The sequence below is a fragment of the Arthrobacter caoxuetaonis genome (assembly GCF_023921125.1).
GTDB classification, from domain to species: Bacteria; Actinomycetota; Actinomycetes; order Actinomycetales; family Micrococcaceae; genus Arthrobacter_B; species Arthrobacter_B caoxuetaonis.
This window is the reverse complement of the sequence record NZ_CP099466.1, coordinates 2,224,576-2,245,206: the sequence shown is the minus strand read 5'-3', so window position 1 is coordinate 2,245,206 and position 20,631 is coordinate 2,224,576. Positions and strand designations below refer to the sequence as shown.

24 protein-coding genes are annotated in these 20,631 nt (G+C 65.4%); 21 read left to right on the top strand and 3 right to left on the bottom strand.

Annotated features, from left to right (window positions below):
- The first annotated feature begins 1 nt into the window (after position 1).
- A complete protein-coding gene (gene ftsY, locus NF551_RS10335) occupies positions 2-1,192 on the top strand; it encodes a signal recognition particle-docking protein FtsY (RefSeq protein ID WP_227895518.1) in 1,191 nt (396 codons plus the stop codon).
- Positions 1,193-1,272: 80 nt separating this feature from the next.
- Here ftsY and NF551_RS10330 read toward each other — a convergent pair whose 3' ends face one another.
- Positions 1,273-2,973 carry a hypothetical protein gene (locus tag NF551_RS10330; RefSeq protein WP_227895519.1) on the bottom strand — a complete coding sequence of 567 codons (1,701 nt, stop codon included), beginning with the start codon at positions 2,971-2,973 and terminating at the stop codon, positions 1,273-1,275.
- Positions 2,974-3,226: 253 nt separating this feature from the next.
- Here NF551_RS10330 and NF551_RS10325 point away from each other — a divergent pair, with 253 nt between their 5' ends.
- Positions 3,227-4,522 (top strand): ammonium transporter, encoded by a 1,296-nt coding sequence (locus tag NF551_RS10325; RefSeq protein ID WP_227895520.1) that lies wholly within the window; start codon positions 3,227-3,229, stop codon positions 4,520-4,522.
- Positions 4,519-4,857, top strand: coding sequence for a P-II family nitrogen regulator (locus NF551_RS10320; RefSeq protein WP_227895521.1), 339 nt, complete (start codon positions 4,519-4,521; stop codon positions 4,855-4,857). The genes NF551_RS10325 and NF551_RS10320 overlap by 4 nt, the downstream gene beginning before the upstream one ends.
- Before the next feature lie 121 nt (positions 4,858-4,978).
- On the opposite strand, the gene NF551_RS10315 is transcribed toward NF551_RS10320, so the two are convergent.
- Entirely contained in the window at positions 4,979-6,397 is a 1,419-nt protein-coding gene (locus NF551_RS10315; protein WP_227895522.1) for a glucose-6-phosphate dehydrogenase, read from the bottom strand.
- Between the two features lie 129 nt (positions 6,398-6,526).
- Here NF551_RS10315 and ffh point away from each other — a divergent pair, with 129 nt between their 5' ends.
- From ffh to NF551_RS10245, 14 genes are all read left to right on the top strand, one after another.
- On the top strand, positions 6,527-8,110 hold the full coding sequence (ffh, locus tag NF551_RS10310; protein WP_227895523.1) for a signal recognition particle protein: 1,584 nt from the start codon (positions 6,527-6,529) through the stop codon (positions 8,108-8,110).
- Between the two features lie 86 nt (positions 8,111-8,196).
- Positions 8,197-8,748: an NUDIX hydrolase gene (locus tag NF551_RS10305; RefSeq protein ID WP_227895524.1), complete on the top strand. Its 552-nt coding sequence runs from the start codon at positions 8,197-8,199 to the stop codon at positions 8,746-8,748.
- Positions 8,749-8,784: 36 nt separating this feature from the next.
- Positions 8,785-9,093, top strand: coding sequence for a hypothetical protein (locus NF551_RS10300; protein WP_227895525.1), 309 nt, complete (start codon positions 8,785-8,787; stop codon positions 9,091-9,093).
- Entirely contained in the window at positions 9,090-9,599 is a 510-nt protein-coding gene (locus NF551_RS10295; protein WP_227895526.1) for a GNAT family N-acetyltransferase, read from the top strand. The genes NF551_RS10300 and NF551_RS10295 overlap by 4 nt, the downstream gene beginning before the upstream one ends.
- 53 nt (positions 9,600-9,652) lie before the next feature.
- On the top strand, positions 9,653-10,537 hold the full coding sequence (locus tag NF551_RS10290; RefSeq protein WP_227895527.1) for a VOC family protein: 885 nt from the start codon (positions 9,653-9,655) through the stop codon (positions 10,535-10,537).
- A gap of 193 nt (positions 10,538-10,730) precedes the next feature.
- A complete protein-coding gene (rpsP, locus tag NF551_RS10285; RefSeq protein ID WP_227895528.1) occupies positions 10,731-11,138 on the top strand; it encodes a 30S ribosomal protein S16 in 408 nt (135 codons plus the stop codon).
- Between the two features lies 1 nt (position 11,139).
- The gene (locus NF551_RS10280) at positions 11,140-11,382 is read left to right on the top strand and encodes an RNA-binding protein (RefSeq protein ID WP_055240819.1); all 243 of its coding nucleotides are present in this window, start codon (positions 11,140-11,142) and stop codon (positions 11,380-11,382) included.
- A 121-nt stretch (positions 11,383-11,503) separates the two neighbouring features.
- Positions 11,504-12,046: a ribosome maturation factor RimM gene (gene rimM / locus NF551_RS10275; protein WP_227895529.1), complete on the top strand. Its 543-nt coding sequence runs from the start codon at positions 11,504-11,506 to the stop codon at positions 12,044-12,046.
- Positions 12,047-12,844: a tRNA (guanosine(37)-N1)-methyltransferase TrmD gene (trmD, locus tag NF551_RS10270; RefSeq protein ID WP_227895530.1), complete on the top strand. Its 798-nt coding sequence runs from the start codon at positions 12,047-12,049 to the stop codon at positions 12,842-12,844. It begins immediately after the preceding gene.
- Positions 12,845-13,072: 228 nt separating this feature from the next.
- Positions 13,073-13,432 carry a 50S ribosomal protein L19 gene (gene rplS / locus NF551_RS10265; protein WP_227895531.1) on the top strand — a complete coding sequence of 120 codons (360 nt, stop codon included), beginning with the start codon at positions 13,073-13,075 and terminating at the stop codon, positions 13,430-13,432.
- Positions 13,433-13,493: 61 nt separating this feature from the next.
- Complete coding sequence (lepB, locus tag NF551_RS10260) at positions 13,494-14,141, top strand: signal peptidase I (protein WP_227895603.1); 648 nt, start codon at positions 13,494-13,496, stop codon at positions 14,139-14,141.
- A gap of 11 nt (positions 14,142-14,152) precedes the next feature.
- On the top strand, positions 14,153-14,935 hold the full coding sequence (gene lepB, locus NF551_RS10255; RefSeq protein WP_227895532.1) for a signal peptidase I: 783 nt from the start codon (positions 14,153-14,155) through the stop codon (positions 14,933-14,935).
- Positions 14,936-15,000: 65 nt separating this feature from the next.
- Positions 15,001-15,741 carry a ribonuclease HII gene (rnhB, locus tag NF551_RS10250; protein WP_227895604.1) on the top strand — a complete coding sequence of 247 codons (741 nt, stop codon included), beginning with the start codon at positions 15,001-15,003 and terminating at the stop codon, positions 15,739-15,741.
- A 7-nt stretch (positions 15,742-15,748) separates the two neighbouring features.
- Entirely contained in the window at positions 15,749-16,072 is a 324-nt protein-coding gene (locus NF551_RS10245; protein WP_154579903.1) for a DUF2469 domain-containing protein, read from the top strand.
- Here the strand turns inward: NF551_RS10245 and NF551_RS10240 are convergent.
- On the bottom strand, positions 16,069-16,677 hold the full coding sequence (locus tag NF551_RS10240) for a GNAT family N-acetyltransferase (protein ID WP_227895533.1): 609 nt from the start codon (positions 16,675-16,677) through the stop codon (positions 16,069-16,071). The two genes, NF551_RS10245 and NF551_RS10240, sit on opposite strands and share 4 nt — an antisense overlap.
- Positions 16,678-16,726: 49 nt before the next feature.
- Here NF551_RS10240 and NF551_RS10235 point away from each other — a divergent pair, with 49 nt between their 5' ends.
- The 4 genes from NF551_RS10235 to NF551_RS10220 all read left to right on the top strand — a co-directional run bounded on the left by NF551_RS10235 (position 16,727) and on the right by NF551_RS10220 (position 20,610).
- Positions 16,727-17,347: a 2'-5' RNA ligase family protein gene (locus NF551_RS10235; RefSeq protein WP_227895534.1), complete on the top strand. Its 621-nt coding sequence runs from the start codon at positions 16,727-16,729 to the stop codon at positions 17,345-17,347.
- Positions 17,348-17,459: 112 nt separating this feature from the next.
- Positions 17,460-17,834, top strand: coding sequence for a YraN family protein (locus NF551_RS10230; RefSeq protein ID WP_227895535.1), 375 nt, complete (start codon positions 17,460-17,462; stop codon positions 17,832-17,834).
- Positions 17,834-19,378: a YifB family Mg chelatase-like AAA ATPase gene (locus NF551_RS10225; protein WP_227895536.1), complete on the top strand. Its 1,545-nt coding sequence runs from the start codon at positions 17,834-17,836 to the stop codon at positions 19,376-19,378. The genes NF551_RS10230 and NF551_RS10225 overlap by 1 nt, the downstream gene beginning before the upstream one ends.
- Positions 19,375-20,610 (top strand): DNA-processing protein DprA, encoded by a 1,236-nt coding sequence (locus NF551_RS10220; RefSeq protein WP_227895537.1) that lies wholly within the window; start codon positions 19,375-19,377, stop codon positions 20,608-20,610. The genes NF551_RS10225 and NF551_RS10220 overlap by 4 nt, the downstream gene beginning before the upstream one ends.
- Positions 20,611-20,631 lie beyond the last annotated feature (21 nt).

Below are 20,631 nucleotides of genomic sequence, written 5' to 3'. Positions count from 1 at the left end.
CGTGAATGAGACTCTTTCGATTGTGATCTATGTGGTCATTGGGCTTGCCGTGATCGGTTCCCTGGCGGCCCTGCTGGTACGAACCAGGCGTACGCCGAAGGGGATGTATCCCACGACGCGTGACGCTGACGACCAGCCAGGAGGCAGCACCGCCGTCCTGGACAGGCCGGGAACCGCCGAAGCGGGACCCGATTCGCCGGTGATCGTCCCGGATGACCTCCGGGACCTCGAAGAGGCGGAAACGCCCGCGCCGGTGGTGGAGACCCCCGAACCCGTACAGGGACGCCTGGCCCGGCTCCGCGCCAGGTTGGCCAAATCGAACAACGCTCTCGGCAAGGCCCTGCTGACCCTGCTGTCCAGCGACAAGATCGATGAGGACGTCTGGGACGAGATCGAGGAAACGCTGCTCCTGGCGGACCTTGGCACCGAACCGACCATGGAACTGGTCGATGCCCTGCGCGAGCGGGTCAAGATTTCCGGCAGCCGCGACCCCGAAGAGGTCCACGCGATGCTGCGCGAAGAGCTGGTCAAGCTCGTGGATCCGTCCATGGACCGCTCCCTGGCCGTCGACCGCCATGCCGATAAGCCCGCCGTCGTGATGGTCGTGGGCGTGAACGGCGTCGGCAAGACCACCACCGTGGGCAAGCTGGCCCGCGTGCTCGTGGCGGAGGACAAAGACGTCCTGCTCGGTGCAGCTGACACCTTCCGGGCCGCCGCCGCCGAACAGCTCGCCACCTGGGGCCAGCGCGTGGGCGTGCCCACCGTTCGCTCCGAGGTCGACGGCGCCGATCCGGCGTCCGTCGCCTTTGAGGCCGTCAAGGCCGGGATCGACGGCGAAGTCGACACAGTGCTGATCGACACCGCCGGACGCCTGCAAAACAAGGTCGGCCTCATGGACGAGCTGGGCAAAGTCAAGCGCGTTATCGAGAAGCAGGCCGAGGTAGACGAGGTCCTGCTGGTCCTTGACGCCACCACCGGCCAGAACGGACTCACGCAGGCCAAGGTTTTCGCCGAGGTTGTGAACATCACCGGCATCGTCCTGACCAAGCTCGACGGAACGGCCAAGGGCGGCATCGTCGTCGCCATCCAGCGCACCCTCGGAGTTCCCGTGAAGCTCGTGGGACTGGGCGAAGGGCCGGATGACCTGGCACCCTTCGACGCTGAAGCCTTTGTGGACGCCCTCCTGTCCTAGCAAGCGACAGTCCCGGCACCATACAAAAGAGAGCTCCCCGCACCATCCGGTGCGGGGAGCTCTCTTTTGTATGGCCGGGACTACTCCTGGAACGTGAAGTTCAGGACAGTCACGGTTCCGGCGGTAAGGGCGAATTCCTGCGTCTCGGAGCCGTAGGCGAACCCGGGCAGGGTCAGCCGCTCTGCCACCGGGACCGCCTCGGCCTTCTGCCCGTCGATCATGGTGCTGTCCTCAGAGGCATAGGAGGCCCCGGTCATCTGGGTCATTGCCGCCGTCAGGGGCTTGGCCGGGAGCTTCAGGCTTACCTGCATCTGCGCGTCCGTCTCGGGGTTGTTGGCGTTAACCAGGACAACGCTGATGCTTCCGTCGTCGTGATGGACGGAATAGGAGTGGCTAATACCTCCACCTTCCTCGCTGACCTGCAGGAACTGGCCCGGCGCCATCTCGGCGATCATGGACAGACCGAAGAAATTGGCGCGTTCCTCGACAACCCCGTTGGGCTGGAGGTAAGCACCCCCGGTGCAGATGGCGGACATGGGCGGGCCGCCCTGGCAGGTAAGCAGCGAACTGTGGAAGCTCAGCCTGGTGATGCCAAGCTGGGCGGCACTGATGGCGTAGTCAGCCGCCCACAGGGCCGAAGCATGGGTCTTGGTCGTCTCGTTGGAACCCGGGCAGGCGGAGACGCCGGTTTCGGTGAGCCACGTTTCCAGGCCTGCCTCGTTAGCGGGTTTCAGTGCTTCCCCGCGGTAGTAGTCCGCGTGGTCATGAATGTTCTGGCTCATCAGGTTCGCCAGTATGGGCTCTCCCGTTGGATCGTTCTTCCCGTCACAGGTGGAAAGCGGATAGTGATGGAACGAGAAGATCTTTTTCTGTGGCAGGTCTGCGTTGGCAAACGGTTCCCACCAAGAGTGCGAATACACGCCCGGCCCTACGATCGCGACATCGGGGGCACTCGCGTAGATTGCATCGGCATAGGCCTTCAGCTCGACGAAATAATCATCGATGGTCCAGCTGGAATCACGCAGGCCGTTGCTTGCGTATCCATTGGGCTCGTTCCCAACCGTGATTCCCACCAGCCGGTCGCCAAAAATCCTGTCGGCGTGGGCGGCCATGTCTGCGGCGCGGGCAGGATCGTAGTTGCCAAGATCCACAGTGAGGTTGATGGTGGCGTCCAGGGCCGTCAGGAGCGTGTTGACCCGTTCCAGATCCGCCGGTGTCACCGCCCGAACGGGATGTGCCTTGTCGCCTTGGAGATGTCCGGGAATCGGTTCATTGGCCGAGGTCCAGAAGAACCGCCGGTCCACGGCGTTTCCGCCGAAACGCAGCAGGGGCTGTCCCAGGCCGCTGAGGGACTGCACCATTTCGGGGTTGTCACCGGACATTGCGGGATCAGCCAGATCCGTTGCCTCAAGTGAGAGACCGACCAAACCCTTGGGCAGCGACGTGCCGGTAGTCGTGGCGCTGATATCCAGCGAGAGCGGGTCTACAGCATTCAGGGGAGATCCCTCGGGCGGGCCGGCCTGGTTGTAATAGGCGAACTCCGGCTCCGGCGGCAAAGTGGCCGCAGCAGCAATTGAGACTTTTTCACCCTCCGAAGAGTTCAAAGCGAGAGGAACGGCGATTCCAGCCGTCAGCAGGACGGCGCCCGCGATGCCGCCGGCAATCCATTTCTTCCTGCGAGCCTTGGCGGGGTCTGCACGGCGGAGGCGCCTGGGCGGCTGGGGCCCGTTCGTGTCCGGCTGCTGTGCACGGCTTCCGCGCGCAGGATTCTGTTGGGGCATGGAAAAGTTCCTCAGGACGGGGACGGGAGTCGCCTACATACTATCCGCGCGCCGCCCGCAACCCCTGTAGCCAACATCCCCGGCAAGTTCCCACTGCCGGGTAACGTGCCCGAAACCTTTCCGTCACTGGTCTTTTACACGTACGCCGGCTTTGTAACCTTCCGGCAATCCGGCCGGCCGAATGCTGAAACCTGACCCGGGCAAAGTTCTTTCCAGGCGGGAGATGCCCGCACGATTGTGGAAGGACGCGAAGATGGATCTGACAGCAGGTCACGTCTGGGTGATGATATCGGCGGCACTCGTGCTGCTCATGACTCCCGGAGTGGCATTCTTTTACGGCGGCATGACCCGGGCCAAGGCTGCCCTGAACATGATGATGATGAGCTTCGTCTCCATCGGTCTTGTCGGAGTCGTCTGGGTTCTCTGGGGCTTCTCAATGACCGGCGGAGACGGCGTTGCCGGGCTCTTCGGCAGCCCGTTCGCCTCCTTCGGCCTTGAGGGCCTGATCGGTACCGAAGACATGATCAGCGCCGGCTTCGGCGCCACCTTCGCCATCATCACCGTCGCACTCATCAGCGGGGCGATCGCAGACCGGGCCAAGTTCAGTGCCTGGGCGATCTTTGTCCCCGTGTGGGTCACCCTGGTCTACTGCCCGCTGGCCTTCATGGTCTGGGGCGGCGGCCTGCTCGGTGAAGAAGGAGCCATCGGCTCCGTGGTCGGGGAAGCCATCGACTTTGCCGGCGGCACCGTCGTACACGTCAACGCCGGCGTAGCGGCCCTGGTCCTGGCACTGATCATCGGCAAGCGCCGCGGGTTCGGCTCCGATCCGAGCCACCGTCCGCACAACATCCCGTTCGTCATGCTCGGTGCTGCACTGCTCTGGTTCGGCTGGTTCGGATTCAACGGCGGAGCCGCAGGCACTGCCGAAGAAGCCGGCCTGATCTGGGTGAACACCCTGGCAGCTCCCGCCGCCGCAATGGTCGGCTGGCTGATCACCGAACGTATCCGCGACGGCCGTCCGACCTCCCTCGGCGCAGCGTCGGGCATCGTGGCCGGCCTCGTGGCGATCACCCCGGCCTGCGCCAGCGTCTCGCCGATTGGTGCCCTGGCCCTCGGCCTGGTCGCCGGTATCGTTTCCGCCCTGGCGGTTGGCCTCAAGTACAAGTTCGGCTACGACGATTCCCTCGACGTCGTAGGCGTCCACCTGGTCGCCGGCCTCATCGGCACTGTCGCCCTGGGCTTCATTGCACTGCCGGTTGACGGCGAAGGCGGCGGCCTGTTCTACGGCGGCGGCTTGGCCCAGCTGGGTGCACAGATCGTTGCGACCATTGTGGCAATCCTCTTCTCAGCCATCATGACGCTCATCATCGGCCTGGCCATCCACAAGACCATCGGCTTCCGGGTTTCCGAGGAGCAGGAAATCAACGGCGTGGACCTCAGCGAACATGCTGAGACCGCCTACGAACTCGGCGGCGTCGGCGTCGGCGGTACCTTCCGTCCGCTGGCTGAAACCGTTCCCGCTGCCACCAAGGAGAGCATCAACTCATGAAACTCGTCACCGCAATTGTCCGGCCCGAGAAGTTCGACGCCATCCGGGGCGCCCTGGAAAGCTACGGAGTCCAGGGACTGACCGTCAGCCAGGCCAGCGGCTACGGCCGCCAGCGCGGACACACTGAGGTCTACCGCGGCGCGGAATACACCGTCGACCTGCTGCCGAAGCTGCGCGTCGAGGTGCTGGCCGCCAACGAATGGGTCAACGACATCGTGGATGTCCTTGTCTCCACTGCCAACACCGGCCGGGCCGGAGACGGCAAGGTCTGGGTGACCAATGTCGAAGAAGCACTGCGCGTCCGGACGGGCGAGCGGGGCGACTCCGCACTGTAGGTCCACCGCTGCAAGTCCACCACAAACAGGCATCTCCTATGAGGAAACCGCCCGGCCGAATTCTCGGCCGGGCGGTTTCTTCGTGCTGCCCGTCCATCAAACTGCCGGCAGGGTCGAAGGGCTACAGGCCGCTGCGGCTGGTGTTCCAGTCCCGGGGACCCTCCGTACCCGCAGCGTAGGTTTGCATAGGGACTTTGTTTCCACGCCAGGCGGCGAGCACGGGATCCACGATCCGCCAGCATTCCTCGGCAATGTCCCCGCGGACGGAGAGCAGTTCGTTTCCCTCCAGGACGGCCTCCAGGACTTCTCCGTACGCGGTCAGCCGGGAGGCATGCAGCTCGGCGGTCAGGGAGCTGCGTTCGAGCTTGAAGATGTCCGCAGGGCCGTTGACGTTCATTTCCAGTTCCAGGAAGGCCGGATTGAAGGAGATCCTCAGCCGGGAGGGGAGCGCTGTATCTCCGGTGAAGCCTTCGGGCAGGTGGTTGACCGGCCGGAAGGTGACGACAGCTTCCTTGCGACGCCGGGCTTGGGCCTTGCCCGAGCGCAGGATAAACGGGACACCTGCCCAGCGTTCGTTGTTGATGGCGATTTCGATCTCAGCGAGGGTCTCTGTGGCCCGGTGGGGATCTACCCCCGGGGACTCGGTATAGCCGGTGATCTCCTTGCCCTCAATGACGCCGGCGGTGTACCGGGCACGCCGCGTGCTGGCCAGAAAGTCCTCCGGCACTGAGGAGGCCCGGAGAACTGCCGCAACCAGATCGCGCAGATCCCTTTCACCCAGGCTGGCCGGCGGGCCAATCGCCATGAAGGCCATCGTGTGCAGCAGATGGCTTTGGATCATGTCTTCCAGGGCCCCGGAGCTGTCGTAGTACTTTGCCCGGCCTTCCAGGGCAAGCTGCTCATCAAACAGGATTTCCATCTTTTCGATGTGCAGGGAATTCCACACGGGTTCCAGGAGCCGGTTCGAAAACCGCATGCCTACGAGGTTCATGACGGTCGTCATGCCCAGGAAATGGTCCACGCGGAAGATGTCCTTTTCCGGCACCAGGTCCGCCAGGAGCCGGTTGAGCTCACGTGCCGATGACTGGTCCGTTCCAAAGGGTTTTTCCAGGACCAGCAGCGTATTCGGGGGAAGGTCGTCGCGGTTGAGCCCCTGCACAGCCGTAAGGGTCAGGGCCGGTGGGAGCCCAAAGTACACGGCCAGGGGTGCATCGAGTGTTTGCAGCGAGGCTCCCAGGTCGTCCGGCCGGGACAAATCCATTTGAAGGTACCTGCTGCGCTGGACCGCGGCTGAAAGTTCGCGCTGCGCGTCCGGATCGGCGTCGTTGTTCTCCGAGCTGAAAGCCTCCCTCACCCGGTCCTGCCACTGCTCCTGGCTCCAGCTGCGGGACCCGGATCCGACAACCACCAGCCCGGGTGCCCGCCCCCGGGCGATCAGCCTGGCCAGCCCCGGCAAAAGCAGGCGGCGGGACAGATCACCGGTGGCGCCTAGGATCAGCAGGGTATGGACGCGCGTCTCGCGGACGCCTTCATCAGCCATTTCTCCAGCGTGCCACCGGGGGGCGCTTCGGTGTAAGGGCATGCGGCGAATACCCACCCGCGCTTGGTACCCTTAACAGCTGGGCCTGGCAAACATGGCGAACTACCCGATGAAAGAAGTGCGCAGCGCGTGTTCAATTCACTGTCTGACCGGTTGACCTCCACGTTTAAGAACCTGCGGGGCAAGGGGCGTCTGAGCGAAGCGGACGTCGATGCCACAGTGCGGGAAATCCGCCGTGCCCTCCTCGACGCCGACGTCGCGGTACCCGTGGTCCGGGCCTTCACTGCTTCGGTCAAGGAGCGGGCCCTCGGCCTGGAAGTTTCGCAGGCCCTGAACCCGGGCCAGCAGGTCGTCAAGATCGTCAACGAGGAGCTCGTCGGCATCCTCGGCGGCCAGACCCGCCGCCTGTCCCTGGCCAAGAACCCGCCGACGGTGATCATGCTCGCCGGCCTCCAGGGCGCCGGTAAGACGACACTGGCGGGCAAGCTGTCCCGTTACCTCAAGGACCAGGGTCACAGCCCGCTGCTGGTTGCTGCCGATCTCCAGCGCCCCAACGCCGTCAAGCAGCTGCAAGTCAACGGTGAACGCGCCGGCGTGCCGGTCTACGCTCCGCATCCCGGCGTCAGCTCGGAATTCGAAGCCGCCACCGGCGATCCGGTGGCCGTCGCCCGCCAGGGTGTGGAGGAAGCGCGCACCAAGCTGCATGACATCGTCATTGTGGACACCGCAGGCCGCCTGGGCGTCGATGCGGAACTGATGCAGCAGGCCGCAGACATCCGCGCGGCGATCACGCCGGACGAAGTGCTCTTCGTTATCGATGCCATGATCGGCCAGGATGCCGTTGCCACGGCGCAGGCCTTCAACGAAGGCGTGAACTTCACCGGCGTTGTCCTCACAAAGCTCGACGGCGATGCCCGCGGCGGTGCCGCGCTCTCCGTTGCCTCCGTCACCGGCAAGCCCGTGATGTTCGCTTCCACCGGTGAAGGCCTGAAGGATTTCGAGGTCTTCCACCCGGACCGCATGGCCAGCCGCATCCTCGACATGGGCGACATCCTCACCCTTATTGAGCAGGCGGAGAAGACCTGGGACAAGGATGAAGCTGCCCGGATGGCGAAGAAGTTCGCCGACCAGGAAGACTTCACCCTGGATGACTTCCTCGCCCAGATGGTGCAGCTGCGCAACATGGGTTCCATGAAGAAGATGCTCATGATGATGCCCGGTGCTGCCGGAATGCGTGAGCAGCTGGAGAACTTCGACGAGCGTGAAATCGACCGCGTCGAGGCGATCGTCCGTTCCATGACGCCACACGAACGGGTAGCTCCCAAGATCATCAACGGCTCCCGCCGTGCCCGTATTGCCCGCGGCTCCGGCGTCCACGTCTCGGAGGTCAACGGCCTGCTCGAGCGCTTCGCCCAGGCACAGAAGATGATGAAGAAGATGGCTGCAGGCGGCGGCATCCCGGGGATGCCCGGCGTTGCAGGCCCCGGAGGGTTCGGCGGCAGCCGCAAGAAGCAGCAGGCTGCCAAGGGCAAGAAGAAGGCCCGTTCCGGCAACCCGGCCAAGGCCGCCCAGGAACTGGCGGAGGCCGAGGCGCGCCGCGCCGGGGCACGCAAGTCGCTGCCCACCGGTTCGGCTTTCGGGCAGCAGGGCGGGGATTTTGATCCGTCGTCCCTGAACCTTCCCAAGGGCTTCGACAAGTTCCTCGGGAAATAGCCGGCTGACCTGAGAGCTGTCATTCCTCCGCCGAGCGGATAGGCTTCACCGCAATCGTGAAGTGATCCGTACGGGGAGGAAAGAACGTGGCAGCTTCGGGTTTGGCGCGCTTCTACGGCAGCGTCTTCCGCCGCCGGGTCGATGCTGCCGCCCTGGTGCGCGACAGCGTGGGGGCCGTTCTTGCCGTCCGCTCAGGCGACGGGCCCTGGGCATTGCCGGGCGCCGTCGTCAAAGCGGGTGAAGATCCCCGGACTGCCGCTGCACGTGCGTTGTTGCCGGTTCTCGGCGACCGGATTCCTGCCGGCCGGATGCTTGTGTTCGACTGTGCGGTCGATTCGGCCCAGGACGCCGGCGGCCTCGCATTCGTGTACGACGGCGGATCGGTACCGGCCGCCACCTCCGGCTTTCGGGCGGCCGGCGATACCGTACATGCCAGGTTCCTGTCCATTGACGCGTGCACGAGGCTGCTGGAGCCGGCAGAAGTAGCCCGGCTGGCGGCAGCCCTGACTGCCCTGGAAACGCAGTCCGTGGCGGAGCTGGTCGACGGACGCCTGATCCCGGGTGCCCCCCTGCCTGCCAGGCCGGGGATACCGGCCATGATGCCGCAGCTTCCGGAAGTGTCCCACCTGCTGGGTTAGAACATGTCCCGAACCTGCCGAAGATCAGCTATCCGGATGGCTCAGCAGCGGATGGTCTTTCTCCCCGAGGTGCACCCCGCAGGTGTACCCGATGCGAAGGCAGCAGCACGCCGGCGGATGCAGGCCCCGCCGCGGGAAGCGCCCCTGGAGATCGTTCCCGGGGTCCCGACTCTCGTGCTGACAGGTGGATGGGAGCCGCTGTACGAGGAAGTTGCAGCCTTTCTCAAATCCACCGGAGCAGAGCACATCGGAGCCGGCGGCAACCACCGCCCGCAGGACAGCCCTGAAGGCCGGGAGGCGATCCAAGCCTTTCTAAGCGGTTTCCGGGGGAGCGCCGCAGCATGAACGGCGCTGTCCGTCCCGCGTCGCCCGGCGAACTGTCCCTGCTTCCCGCGATCGAGGCCGCATCAGACACCCTGCTGCAGGATGTCCCGGGGACGCAGCCGGGCGCTGTGGACCGCTTGCCTCCGCCGACGAGCGAGGAGGGGCTGCGCACAGCGCTCCAGGTACTCGTGGCAGGGCGGCCGCCGCAGGGTTTCGCGCGGATCGAGGAGGTCGGAACGGACGCGCACCTCGAGCAGCTTTCTGTCGATCCGCTGCAGGCAGGCAGGGGAGTGGGGCGCGCCCTGGTAGAGGCCGCACTCGCCTGGGCCCGGGAGCAGGGCTATCCCGGCATGACTCTGTGTACCTTTGCCGATGTTCCGTTCAACGCGCCCTTCTACCGCAGCTGCGGGTTCGTCGTTATTGATCCCGAGGGGGAGCTGGCACGGGTCCGGGAGAATGAACGCCGTCTTGGACTGGACTCGCTGGGAGCAAGGGTGGCCATGCGCAAATCCTTCGAACAGGGCTGACGACGACAACGCGCCCGCTAGGAAATACATGAAGCTTCAAGTAAGCTATTTACATGAACCTTCAACCAACCCCTGATCTCCTACCCGCCGACCTTGCCATGGGCACCGTGATGCTGAAGGTGGGCAATATGGAGAGAGTGTGGGGCTATTACCGTGAAGCACTCGGGCTCGACGTCGTCGCAGAGGCTGACGGTGGCCTGTATTTGGGGCGCGGGACGGTGCCGCTGGTGCATCTGGCTCCCGCGCAGGGCCTGCAGGTCGCATCGCGGGGAGAGGCAGGACTGTTCCATACGGCGATCCTGTTCGAGACCCAGTCGGACCTTGCGGCGACAGTGGCGATGGCGGCACAGTTCGATCCTTCCGCCTACGTCGGCAGCGCGGACCACCTGGTCAGCGAAGCCTTCTATTTCACTGATCCCGAAGGCAATGGAATCGAACTCTACTGGGACCGTCCCCGTGAGGCGTGGGACTGGGATGCGACGGCGGCAGGCAAGACCGTCCGCATGGCATCGCTGGCGCTTCCCCCGCAGCAGTATTTCCAGGAGCACCTCTCCGAAGAGGCCATGTCGCGGGTTGCCGCAGCAGCAGCCGGTGTGGGGCACGTGCACCTGCAGGTCGGCGACACCGCCACCGCGGCCGAGTTCTACGTGGGTACCCTGGGCTTTGAACGCACGGCGGATTTCCATGGCCAGGCACTGTTCGTTTCCGCTGGCGGCTATCACCACCACATGGCAATGAATGTGTGGAACAGCCAAGGCGCCGGTCCCAGGAAGGACACGCTTGGGCTTGGTGAGGTGCTCATCCGGGTTCCAGGGCAGGATGACGTCGGAGCGCTGGCTGACCGGCTGAAGGCCGCCGGAGTTTCCAGCCACCACACGGGCGCCGAACTGCGCTTCGAAGATCCCTGGCGCAACCGCATCAGGGTTGCCGCCGCCTGAGCGGAGGCGAAACCTCCCCGGCGGGGCGCGAGTCGCAAAAGATGGAGGCATCTGGCACAATGGTCAGGTACTCGATCTGCGCGGCCCCTCTCTCCGTGCATGCATCTTGTCCTTTTGAACCCCAACGTATGGCCCGCCCCACGGGAGCAGAAGTACGGGTTCGCCCCATTTCAGATCAGGAGTGACCACAAAAGTGGCCGTAAAGATTCGCCTTAAGCGCCTCGGCAAGAAGTTCTCAGCACACTACCGCGTTGTTGTCATGGATTCCCGTGCCAAGCGCGATGGCCGTGCCATCGAAGAAATCGGACTCTACCGTCCGACCGAGGAACCGTCGTACATCGACATCAAGTCCGACCGTGCCCAGTACTGGCTCGGCGTCGGCGCCCAGCCGACCGAGCAGGTCGCAGCTCTGCTGAAGATCACCGGTGACTGGCAGAAGTTCAAGAACATCGAGGGCCAGGAAGGTACCCTGCGTACCAAGGCCCCGAAGGAGCCCTTCGTGGTTCCCGAGAAGAAGTCCGTGATTGTCCCCGAAGCAATCACCCCGAAGGCCAAGAAGGAAGAGGCAGAAGCCGCTTCCACCGAGGCTGAGGCTGAGTAGATTGCTGGCCGAAGCGCTGGAGCACCTCGTGCGCGGAATCGTTGACTCCCCTGAGGATGTCAAGGTTTCCGCAAAGAACAACCGCCGCGGGGAAACCCTCGAGGTCCGTGTTCATCAGGACGATCTTGGCCGGGTAATCGGCCGCCAGGGACGCACCGCCCGCGCATTGCGCACGGTGATTTCCGCCCTGGCCGGCAGCGACCAGGTCCGCGTCGACGTCGTCGACACTGACCGGCGCCGCTGACGCACCAGCAATTCAAGCAGTTCTTAGCATCCGGCCCCGCACCAGATAATGGTGTAGGGGCCGGATGTTTTTTTACGCCGCCGGCCCCCACCGGCAGTCCCTTTCGAACCTAGGAGAATCCATGCAGTTACAGGTGGCACGCATCGGCAAGCCCCACGGCATCCGCGGCGAGGTGACCGTGCAGGTGCTGACCGATGCCCCCGAAGACCGCTTTGTGCCCGGTGCAGTGCTCACCGTCGAGCCGGCGTCCAAGGGCCCGCTGACTGTGCTGAGCGCACGCTGGAACAAGGACATCCTCCTGCTCGGGTTCGAAGAAGTGGTGGATCGCAACGGCGCCGAGGAACTGCGCGGCGTGAAGCTTTTCATCGACACGGACGAAGCCGGCGCAGAAGAGGACGGCGAAGGCTGGTACGAACACGAGCTGGTGGGCCTGAAGGCCAAGGTGGGCGGCGACGTCGTCGGCACCGTGACTGCGCTGCGTACCCTTACTGTCCAGGACCTGCTCATCGTGGAAGACACGCAGGGGCGGGAGGTCCTGGTCCCCTTCGTCGAGGCGATCGTTCCGGAGGTCAACACGGAAGACGGCTATGTGCTGCTGACTCCGCCGGCCGGACTCTTTGAGCTCAACATCCCGGAGGCAGACAAGGGCGGGGCAGGCAGCTAAGTGCGCATCGACGTCTTCTCCATCTTTCCGGAGTACCTCGCCGCACTGGACCTGTCCCTGATCGGCAAGGCACGCCAGGACGGGCTCCTTGACGTGCGTGTCCACGACCTGCGCGCCTTCACCACGGACCGGCACCGCACTGTGGATGACACTCCCTACGGCGGCGGAGCCGGCATGGTGATGAAGCCCGAACCCTGGTCCCAGGCGCTGGCCTCTTCCCTGGCGGACGCCGGTGCTGGGGACACCGCCGGTACCCGGCCGGTCCTGATCGTCCCGTCGCCTGCCGGAGAAGTCTTCACCCAGGCCACGGCCTATGAGCTTGCGGAGGCAGAGCACCTGGTCTTCGCCTGCGGACGCTATGAGGGCATAGACGAGAGGGTGCTGGAATGGGCCGGGGAGAACTTCGACGTCCGCCCCATGAGCCTGGGCGACTACGTCCTGAACGGCGGGGAGGTGGCCGTGCTGGCCATGGTCGAGGCGATCGGCCGCCTGGTGCCCGGCGTCGTTGGCAATCCTGAATCCCTGGTCGAGGAATCCCACTCCGATGGCCTCTTGGAGTATCCGGTCTATACCAAGCCTTCAATCTGGCGTGAACGTGCGATTCCGGAGGTGCTGCTGAGCGGCAACCACGCGAAGATCGCCCGTTTCCGCCGGGACGAACAGCTCAGGCGCACGTCCGAGCGCCGGCCGGACCTGCTGGCCAAACTCGACCCGGCCAGCCTGGACAAGGCAGACAGGGCCACGCTGGCAGCCCTGGGCTGGACGGTTACGCCCGAGGCCGTCCTGCCCCGGCCCTGACCCGGATGCGGTTGGGAGCTGGAACCAAAGCTGTGGCACAATAGGTAGTTGTGTCATCTGGGTCCGCACCTGCCACAGGGGGAGCGAGGCCAACAGGTAAGGCACACCGGCAACCGATTCCCGGACCGCCGGTTTTCATAGCTTCGGCAGTATCTGTGCGCTGAGTGCGCATCCTTGCTGCCGTGACCAAAGTGGATGACCTGTGGCGTTCACCAGGAGTGAGTAACAATGCACATCCTAGATTCTGTTGACGCAGCCTCGCTGCGTTCGGACATCCCCGAGTTCCGCGCCGGTGACACGGTCAAGGTTCACGTCAACATCGTTGAAGGCAAGAACACCCGTGTTCAGGTCTTCCAGGGCTTCGTCATGAAGCGGCAGGGCGACGGCCTCCGCGAGACCTTCACGGTCCGCAAGGTCAGCTTCGGTGTCGGCGTGGAGCGTACCTTCCCGGTGCACTCCCCGGTCATCGACAAGATCGAGGTCGTTAGCCGTGGTGACGTCCGCCGCGCCAAGCTGTACTACATGCGCGACCTGCGCGGCAAGGCTGCCAAGATCAAGGAAAAGCGCGACTTCCGTCCCGCCAAGTAATAACTTGCCTGATACATCCGCCGACGGGGCCCCGCCCCGAAAGCACGCGAAACGCCGGTCCCTGGGGGACTGGCGTTTCGTGTTCTGGGCCGCAGCAGCGGCCGTTGTGCTTGCCGGAGTCGTCCGTGCCTTCTTCTTTGACGTGTTCTACATTCCCTCCGGGTCCATGGAGCCGCTGCTTGCACCCGGGGACCGCATCCTGGTCTCGAGGATGGAATACCGCAGCGGCGAGATCCAGCGGGGCGACGTCGTAGTCTTCGACGGACGCGGCTCCCTGGCACCCCTGCACAGCAGTGATCCCCTCCTGCAGCAGGGGCTGGCCAAAGCGGGCCAGTGGCTGGGCCTGACGGGCAGCGATTCCATCTACGTGAAGCGCGTCATCGGTCTTCCGGGTGACCAGGTTGCGTGCTGCTCGGACAGCGGAAGCCTGACCGTCAACGGCACGCCGATCCAGGAGCCCTATCTGTTCCCCGGCGACGCCGCCAGCGAGCAGGCGTTCGACGTCGAGGTCCCGGCCGGGCGCCTGTGGCTCCTGGGGGACCACCGTTCCGAATCAGCTGATTCCAGGTCGCTGCTCGGCGCTCCCGGAGGTGGACTCATCCCGCAGGATCGTGTGATTGGGCGCGCCCAGCAAATCCTATGGCCGTTCGAAAGAAGCTCAGAGATTGAACGGCTAGAGTTGGAAGCCGTATGGAATTTAGCGGAATAAGAGGACAGCACATGGCGCAGGACTTCCCGGACGATCCCCGTGACGGGAACGCGGACTCCGGCGAACCGCGCCGCAATGCCGCCCACGCCTCAGGCAAGGACGGCAAGAGCCGCGGTTTCGGTGCCTGGCTGCGCGAAGTACTCACCATTGTTGTCATCGCGCTCCTGCTCTCCTTCCTGATCAAGACCTTCCTGTTCCGGGCATTCTTCATCCCCTCCGGTTCAATGGAACAGACCCTGGAAATCCATGACCGGATCTTCGTGAACCTCCTGGTACCGGAGCCGTTCGATCTCACCCGCGGCGACGTCGTCGTCTTCAAGGACACCCAGGGCTGGCTGCCGCCCACGGGCAACGGGGATGACGGGAACTTCATCGCCGATGCGCTCACGTTCGTGGGACTGCTGCCGGACGAATCCGAACAGCATCTGGTCAAGCGCATCATCGGGATGCCCGGTGACCATGTCACCTGCTGCACCGCCGACGGCAAAATCACCATCAACGGTGAGCCCATCGACGAACCCTACGTCTATCCGGGAGCTCTTCCCTCCGAGGCACCCTTCGACGTTGTCGTGCCGGAGGGCAAGGTCTGGGTCATGGGCGACCACCGCAACGCCTCGGCTGACTCCCGGGAACACCAGGACGGCGCAAATGAGGGCTTCGTCAACATCGAGGACATCGAAGGCAAAGCCGCTGTCATCGCCTGGCCGCTGGACCGTGCCGGCTTCATCGGCAGCTACCCCGAAGTCTTCAAAAACGTTCCCGCACCAGCCGGAGCCGAAACGGTTTCCCCGTGAGCACCGAACCCCAGCTAAGGCTCCGGATTCCGGCGGGCGCCTCTGCAGCGAAGCCCGCTGGGAGCATACGCACCGCGCGGCCCAAGGCGGCGGGGGCGAAGGGCCCCTCGCTGCGGTATGAACGCACTTTTACCGCGGTCGGGCACCGGGTCCTGGCTGGATGCGACGAAGTCGGACGGGGTGCCCTTGCCGGTCCCGTCAGTGTCGGGCTGGTGGCGGTCGAGCTCGAGTCCGTGCGCTCCCTTAAGGGGGTCCGAGACAGTAAGCTCCTTTCGCCGGCGGACCGCGAAGCACTGGTCCCGCTCATCAAGAAGTGGTGCCCGGCGTGGGGAGTCGGACACGCCAGCGCCGCGGAGATCGACCTGCTGGGGCTTATGGGAGCGCTGCGGCTGGCCGGTACGCGCGCGTGGGCCCAGGTCTGCGAGACCCTCACCCCCGACGTCGTGCTCCTGGACGGCAACCACAACTGGCTCTCCCCGGCGGCGCAGGCAAGCCTGTTCGACGTCGAGGAGGAGGATGAGGGCGGCTGCAAGGCTCCGGTCCATACCCGGATCAAGGCTGACATGACGTGCCTCAGTGTTGCCGCGGCCTCGGTGCTGGCCAAGGTCGAACGTGACGCCATGATGGTCGAGTACGCCCGGCTGCACCCGGCCTACGGCTGGGAAATCAACAAGGGATACGCCACCGAAGCGCACCGTGCCGCTATCGATACGCTTGGGCCTTCTCCGCTGCACCGCCTGTCCTGGCGGCTGGGAACCGGCCGAACAGAGGAAGATGGGCCTGCTGCAGGCCCGGTTGGGGGATGATGGTGCCATGAGCGCAGAGGATCTTGAGAACTACGAGACAGACATGGAGCTGCAGCTCTACCGTGAATACCGCGATGTCGTGGGGCTGTTCAGCTACGTGGTGGAAACCGAACGGCGCTTCTACCTGGCGAACCATGTGGACCTCCAGGCGCGGTCAGCCGACGGAGAGATCTATTTTGACCTCACCCTGCAGGATGCCTGGGTCTGGGATGTCTACCGGTCAGCACGTTTCGTGAAGAGCGTCCGGGTGATCACGTTCAAGGACGTCAACGTCGAAGAGCTGACGCGCAACGACGACCTGACCCTGCCCAAGGCCGACGAACTGGGTTAGCTGGCGGCCGTATCCGGTCCCGGCGCAGCCGGGAGACGCGGCAGGAGGCCCAGTACATCGCTCCACAGGATCCGCGGTGTTCGCGGGGCACTGGACTCCAGCTCGGAAAACCAGCCGTCAATCATCTGGCCCCGATGTGCCAGCATGTGCGGCACACTGACGGGAAGCGGAAACCCGTTGCGCCAGACGGCTTTGTAACTGCCGAGGTTACCGACGTTGGAGGACCAGTTCAGCTGTTCCCAGCCCAGGGTATCGAAAGCGTAGCCGACCGCCAGGCGGACAGCCCGGCTCATGAGTCCCTGGCCCCGGAACTCGGGGGAGGTCACGAATCCCAGTCCGCCGGTCCCCGCCCCCTGCCAGCGCAGGTCGATGCTGCCGGCATATCGCCCCCCGTTCTCCAATGCCCAGGACACCGTGTCCTGCTGGGGTGTGCCCACCGCCCGGATGTAGTTCAGGGCCATGTCCCGGGTGTAGTCCAGCGGCACCGTGGTCCAGGCAATGGTCAGCGGGTCCACCGAGCGCGCCACGACGGCGTCGGCATCCGCCTTAGTGTGCGGCCTCAGCAGGAGGGACTCATCCCGCAGCAGCGGTATCTCGAGGACCATTTCTCCAAGGTACCGCCGGGGCCGGGACCAGACATCATAAACTGCCCTCGTGGCCAACTCCCAGCCCAATCCCGGCGCACTCTCCGGCGTGCGCATCTACGCCCAGCTCAAGCCTGACGAAGCGGCCCTGGCCCGGCTGCTGCTGCTGCAGGCCGGCGCCCGGGAGGCCGCGCCGGGAACGCGCCTGGTCTCCCCGGACCGGCTGCACCTGACCCTCATCCATTTCGGGAAGGCCGACGAAGCGTACTCGCGTTTGTCAGCCGTTACGGGAACAGGACCAAAGGCGTACCGGGAAGCGCTGGCCGATTACCTCAAGGACACAACTGCCGCCCTGCCTGACACGGACTTCCAGCTCACACCAACCTATTTGTCCGCCTTCGGAAGCCACGGCTCGACCCTCGCGTTGGAGCTTCGCTCCACGCCGGCGCTGGAAGCGCTGCACGCAGAGCTCTACGCTGTGCTGCTCGAGTTCCTCTCCGCCTGCGGCATTGCCGATCCGGCAGGGTACGCCGCGGGGGATCCTGCCCTTTGTTTCGCTGCACAGCTGCGGCCGCACATCAGTCTCCTGCACGGCTTCCGCGGCTTTCACGGTTTCGCGGACGACGCTGCACCGCGGGTAGACCCCGCGCCCCTGCGGCTGCAGGTGACGCCGGTGCTCTACCGGGTCTGATCGAGCGGTTTGCTCCTGCACATTCTCCCGGCAGTGCGGGCAGGTGGTGTGCATATCCACAGTGCTGCCCGCGCGTCATCTCCGCCCCCGGGGACCGGCGCAGAATCAATGCATGAAAGCCAAAGACCTCCTGGGCAGGACAGGCGAAGAACTCGCTGTCGGCCACCTTGCTGCTGCCGGCTACCAAATTCTCGAACGGAACTGGCGGTGCCGGCAGGGAGAGATCGACGTCGTGGCCCGCGACGGCGACACGCTGGTGGTGGTGGAGGTCAAGACCAGGTCGTCCCTGGATTTTGGCCACCCGTTCGAAGCAGTGAGTGCTGCCAAACTGGCACGCCTGTGCCTGCTGGCTGCTGCTTGGGCGCGGGCCCATGCGGTTTCCACGCGCAGCTGGCGGGTGGACGCCGTCTCCGTCCTGCTACCGGCCGGAGACGGACCCGGCGACCGTCCCGCCCCTGTGATCGAGCACCTGTTGGGTATCGGCTGATGGGGCTCGGACGTACCTACGGCGTGGGTTTGACCGGGTTGGAGGGACGGATGGTTGAAGTCGAGGCAGACATCGGGCAAAGCCTTCCGGCGTTCATCCTTTTAGGACTGCCCGATGCGTCACTGAACGAATCCCGCGACCGGGTGAAGTCCGCTGCCAAGAACTCGGGGCTGCCGCTGAGCCGGAGGAAGATCACGGTCAATCTGATGCCGGCGGACGTACACAAACGCGGCTCCGGCTTCGACCTGGCCATTGTGATGGCGGCACTGTGTGCAGCCGGTGATGTCCGTCCGACGGGAAGGACAGTTTTCCTCGCCGAACTCGGCCTCGACGGCAGGCTGCGCCCCCTCCACGGTGTTCTTCCGGCCGTCATGGCGGCGGTCGCAGCGGGCTTTCCCGACATCGCTGTGGCGGCGGCCAACGCCGCGGAGGCGGCACTGGTGCCATCCTCGCGCGTTCGTGGCTTTTCCTCACTTGCGGCTGTTGCGGAGGCCTTCGGAGCGGATCCCGAAAACCTGGTGTTCCCTCCGGAGGATGAACCGGCTTCCGGCACTGCCGCCCACGACGCCCCGGAAGCCGTGCCGGCGCCTGACCTGGTCGATATTGCGGGCCAGTCGGAGGCGCGGTTTGCGCTGGAGGTTGCCGCCGCCGGTGCCCACCACCTACTGATGACCGGCCCGCCCGGTGCCGGAAAGACCATGCTGGCCGAACGCCTGCCCGGTCTGCTGCCTGACCTGGCGGACACTGCCGCCATGGAAGTCACGGCGATCCATTCCCTGGGCTGGCGGGGCCGGCCCTGCTCGGGCCTGGTCCGGCGACCGCCCTTTGAGAGTCCGCACCATACTGCTACGGCTGCCGCGGTCATCGGCGGTGGTTCTGGAATTCCACGCCCGGGTGCCGCTTCGCGCGCCCACCGGGGCGTACTCTTCCTCGACGAGGCGCCGGAGTACGAACCCAGGGTCCTGGATGCCCTGCGCCAACCGCTTGAAAGCGGAACCCTGGTGCTGCACAGGGCAGCGGGAACCGCCGTCTATCCTGCACGGTTCCAGCTGGTCCTCGCAGCGAATCCCTGCCCCTGCGGGCTGGCGAGCGGAAAGGGGGCCGAATGCACCTGCAGCGCCCAGCAGAGACGCCGCTACTTCAGCAGGCTCTCGGGTCCGCTCCTCGACCGGGTCGACCTGCAGCTGGCAATCCGGAGGGTCTCCCTGCTGGACTTCACGGAAGCCGGCAAGGCGGAGCCAACGGCCGTTGTTGCCCGCAGGGTCCGCCAGGCGCGCTCGAGCCAGCGGGAACGGCTGCTGCCGCTGGGCTGCGAAACGAACGCCGAAGTGAGCGGACAGGTCCTGCGCGGACCGCTCCGCCCCGGAAGCCGCAGCACGGCGGCGCTGGACCGGGCACTGGATCGCCAGACACTCACTGCCCGCGGTTATGACCGTGTCCTCCGGGTCGCATGGACGGTAGCCGACTTATCCGGCCACGCGTGTCCCGACGCCGATGACATTGGGCAGGCCCTCGCGTTCCGGCAGCAAGCGGGCGCAGCATGAGCGCCGCCGCTCCCGGAATCCTGCTCGCCCGGGCAGTGCTGTCCCGGCTTATCGAACCATCTGACGTACTTGGCCAGGCACTCGTGGCAGTCGCCGGCCCCGAGTCCGCTGCCCGTATCGCTGCGGGACGCCAGCCGGCCGCGGGAGCCCTGCGCCGCAGCGTGGCCGCCTTGCTCGAAGAGAACGGCGTCCAGGCCTCGGACCGGACGTTTGAACAGGGGTTGGAGCGCTGGCTCCCGCGCGCGGCGGATGTGGCTCCGGAACGCGACCTCGCCACGGTGGCCCGCTTCGGGGGAAAGCTGCTCGTCCCTGAGTTCGAGGGCTGGCCGGAGGCGCTCAACGACCTGGGCTTGGGGACCCCGTTTTGTCTCTGGAGCCGGGGACCGGGCAGAGTTCCCGACGCCCGGCGCTGCATCGCCGTTGTCGGGTCCCGGGACGCGACGTCTTACGGCCTGGCAATCACCGCAGACATCGCGGCTGGACTTGCTGCCCGGGGGAGTACCGTGATTTCCGGCGGAGCCTACGGTATAGATGCCCAGGCCCACCGTGCAGCGCTCGCGGGAAGACGGGAGCTGCCCGGGGATGATGGCGTGCCGGTGACCATAGCCGTCATGGCCGGAGGCATCGACCGCTTTTATCCCACCGGAAATGAGGATCTGCTGCGCGGCGTGGCAGAGGCTGGCCTGAGCCTCAGCGAGGTGCCGCCGGGGTCTGCGCCCACGCGGTGGAGGTTCCTGCAGCGCAACCGGCTCATCGCAGCGCTCGCCGCCGTGACAGTCGTCGTGGAAGCGCGCTGGCGTTCAGGGGCCCTCAACACAGCCCATCACGCTGCCGGCCTTGGGCGCGGCGTCGGGACTGTCCCCGGTCCGGTGTATTCAGCCAATTCGGCCGGCTGCCACCGGCTTCTCCGCGAAGGCAGTGCCGTGTGTGTGACTGATGCCGCTGAAGTCCTTGAACTGGCTGATCCTTTCACCGTCCCGGTGGGGGAAGAACCCGAAGGGACGCTTCCCGATGCGCAGGACCGGTCCCCGCGGGCGGACCACGACGGCTTGGCGGCGGAGGACATCCTCCTGCTGGACGCACTGCCGCTGAGGAAGGGCTCCGACATGCAGAAGCTGGCCGTTGTGGCCGGCCTTGGCGTTCCCGCCGTCCGGGCCGGGCTGGCACGCCTGGAACTCGCTGGGCTGGCGCGCAGGACAGCACAGGGCCTCTGGCAGCGGTCCGGCCGTTAGCGCAATCGGAATCATCCAATC

What these genes read in the sequence shown, in the direction of transcription:
- lepB (WP_227895532.1), top strand. Translation starts at nt 14,153, where the DNA reads ATGGCGCAGGACTTCCCGGACGATCCCCGTGACGGGAACGCGGACTCC.
- NF551_RS10220 (WP_227895537.1), top strand. Translation starts at nt 19,375, where the DNA reads ATGAGCGCCGCCGCTCCCGGAATCCTGCTCGCCCGGGCAGTGCTGTCC.
- rplS (WP_227895531.1), top strand. Translation starts at nt 13,073, where the DNA reads ATGCACATCCTAGATTCTGTTGACGCAGCCTCGCTGCGTTCGGACATC.
- NF551_RS10325 (WP_227895520.1), top strand. Translation starts at nt 3,227, where the DNA reads ATGGATCTGACAGCAGGTCACGTCTGGGTGATGATATCGGCGGCACTC.
- NF551_RS10300 (WP_227895525.1), top strand. Translation starts at nt 8,785, where the DNA reads ATGGCTCAGCAGCGGATGGTCTTTCTCCCCGAGGTGCACCCCGCAGGT.
- NF551_RS10295 (WP_227895526.1), top strand. Translation starts at nt 9,090, where the DNA reads ATGAACGGCGCTGTCCGTCCCGCGTCGCCCGGCGAACTGTCCCTGCTT.
- NF551_RS10290 (WP_227895527.1), top strand. Translation starts at nt 9,653, where the DNA reads ATGAACCTTCAACCAACCCCTGATCTCCTACCCGCCGACCTTGCCATG.
- NF551_RS10240 (WP_227895533.1), bottom strand. Translation starts at nt 16,677, where the DNA reads ATGGTCCTCGAGATACCGCTGCTGCGGGATGAGTCCCTCCTGCTGAGG.
- NF551_RS10315 (WP_227895522.1), bottom strand. Translation starts at nt 6,397, where the DNA reads ATGGCTGATGAAGGCGTCCGCGAGACGCGCGTCCATACCCTGCTGATC.
- NF551_RS10245 (WP_154579903.1), top strand. Translation starts at nt 15,749, where the DNA reads ATGAGCGCAGAGGATCTTGAGAACTACGAGACAGACATGGAGCTGCAG.
- NF551_RS10330 (WP_227895519.1), bottom strand. Translation starts at nt 2,973, where the DNA reads ATGCCCCAACAGAATCCTGCGCGCGGAAGCCGTGCACAGCAGCCGGAC.
- NF551_RS10225 (WP_227895536.1), top strand. Translation starts at nt 17,834, where the DNA reads ATGGGGCTCGGACGTACCTACGGCGTGGGTTTGACCGGGTTGGAGGGA.
- NF551_RS10320 (WP_227895521.1), top strand. Translation starts at nt 4,519, where the DNA reads ATGAAACTCGTCACCGCAATTGTCCGGCCCGAGAAGTTCGACGCCATC.
- NF551_RS10230 (WP_227895535.1), top strand. Translation starts at nt 17,460, where the DNA reads ATGAAAGCCAAAGACCTCCTGGGCAGGACAGGCGAAGAACTCGCTGTC.
- rimM (WP_227895529.1), top strand. Translation starts at nt 11,504, where the DNA reads ATGCAGTTACAGGTGGCACGCATCGGCAAGCCCCACGGCATCCGCGGC.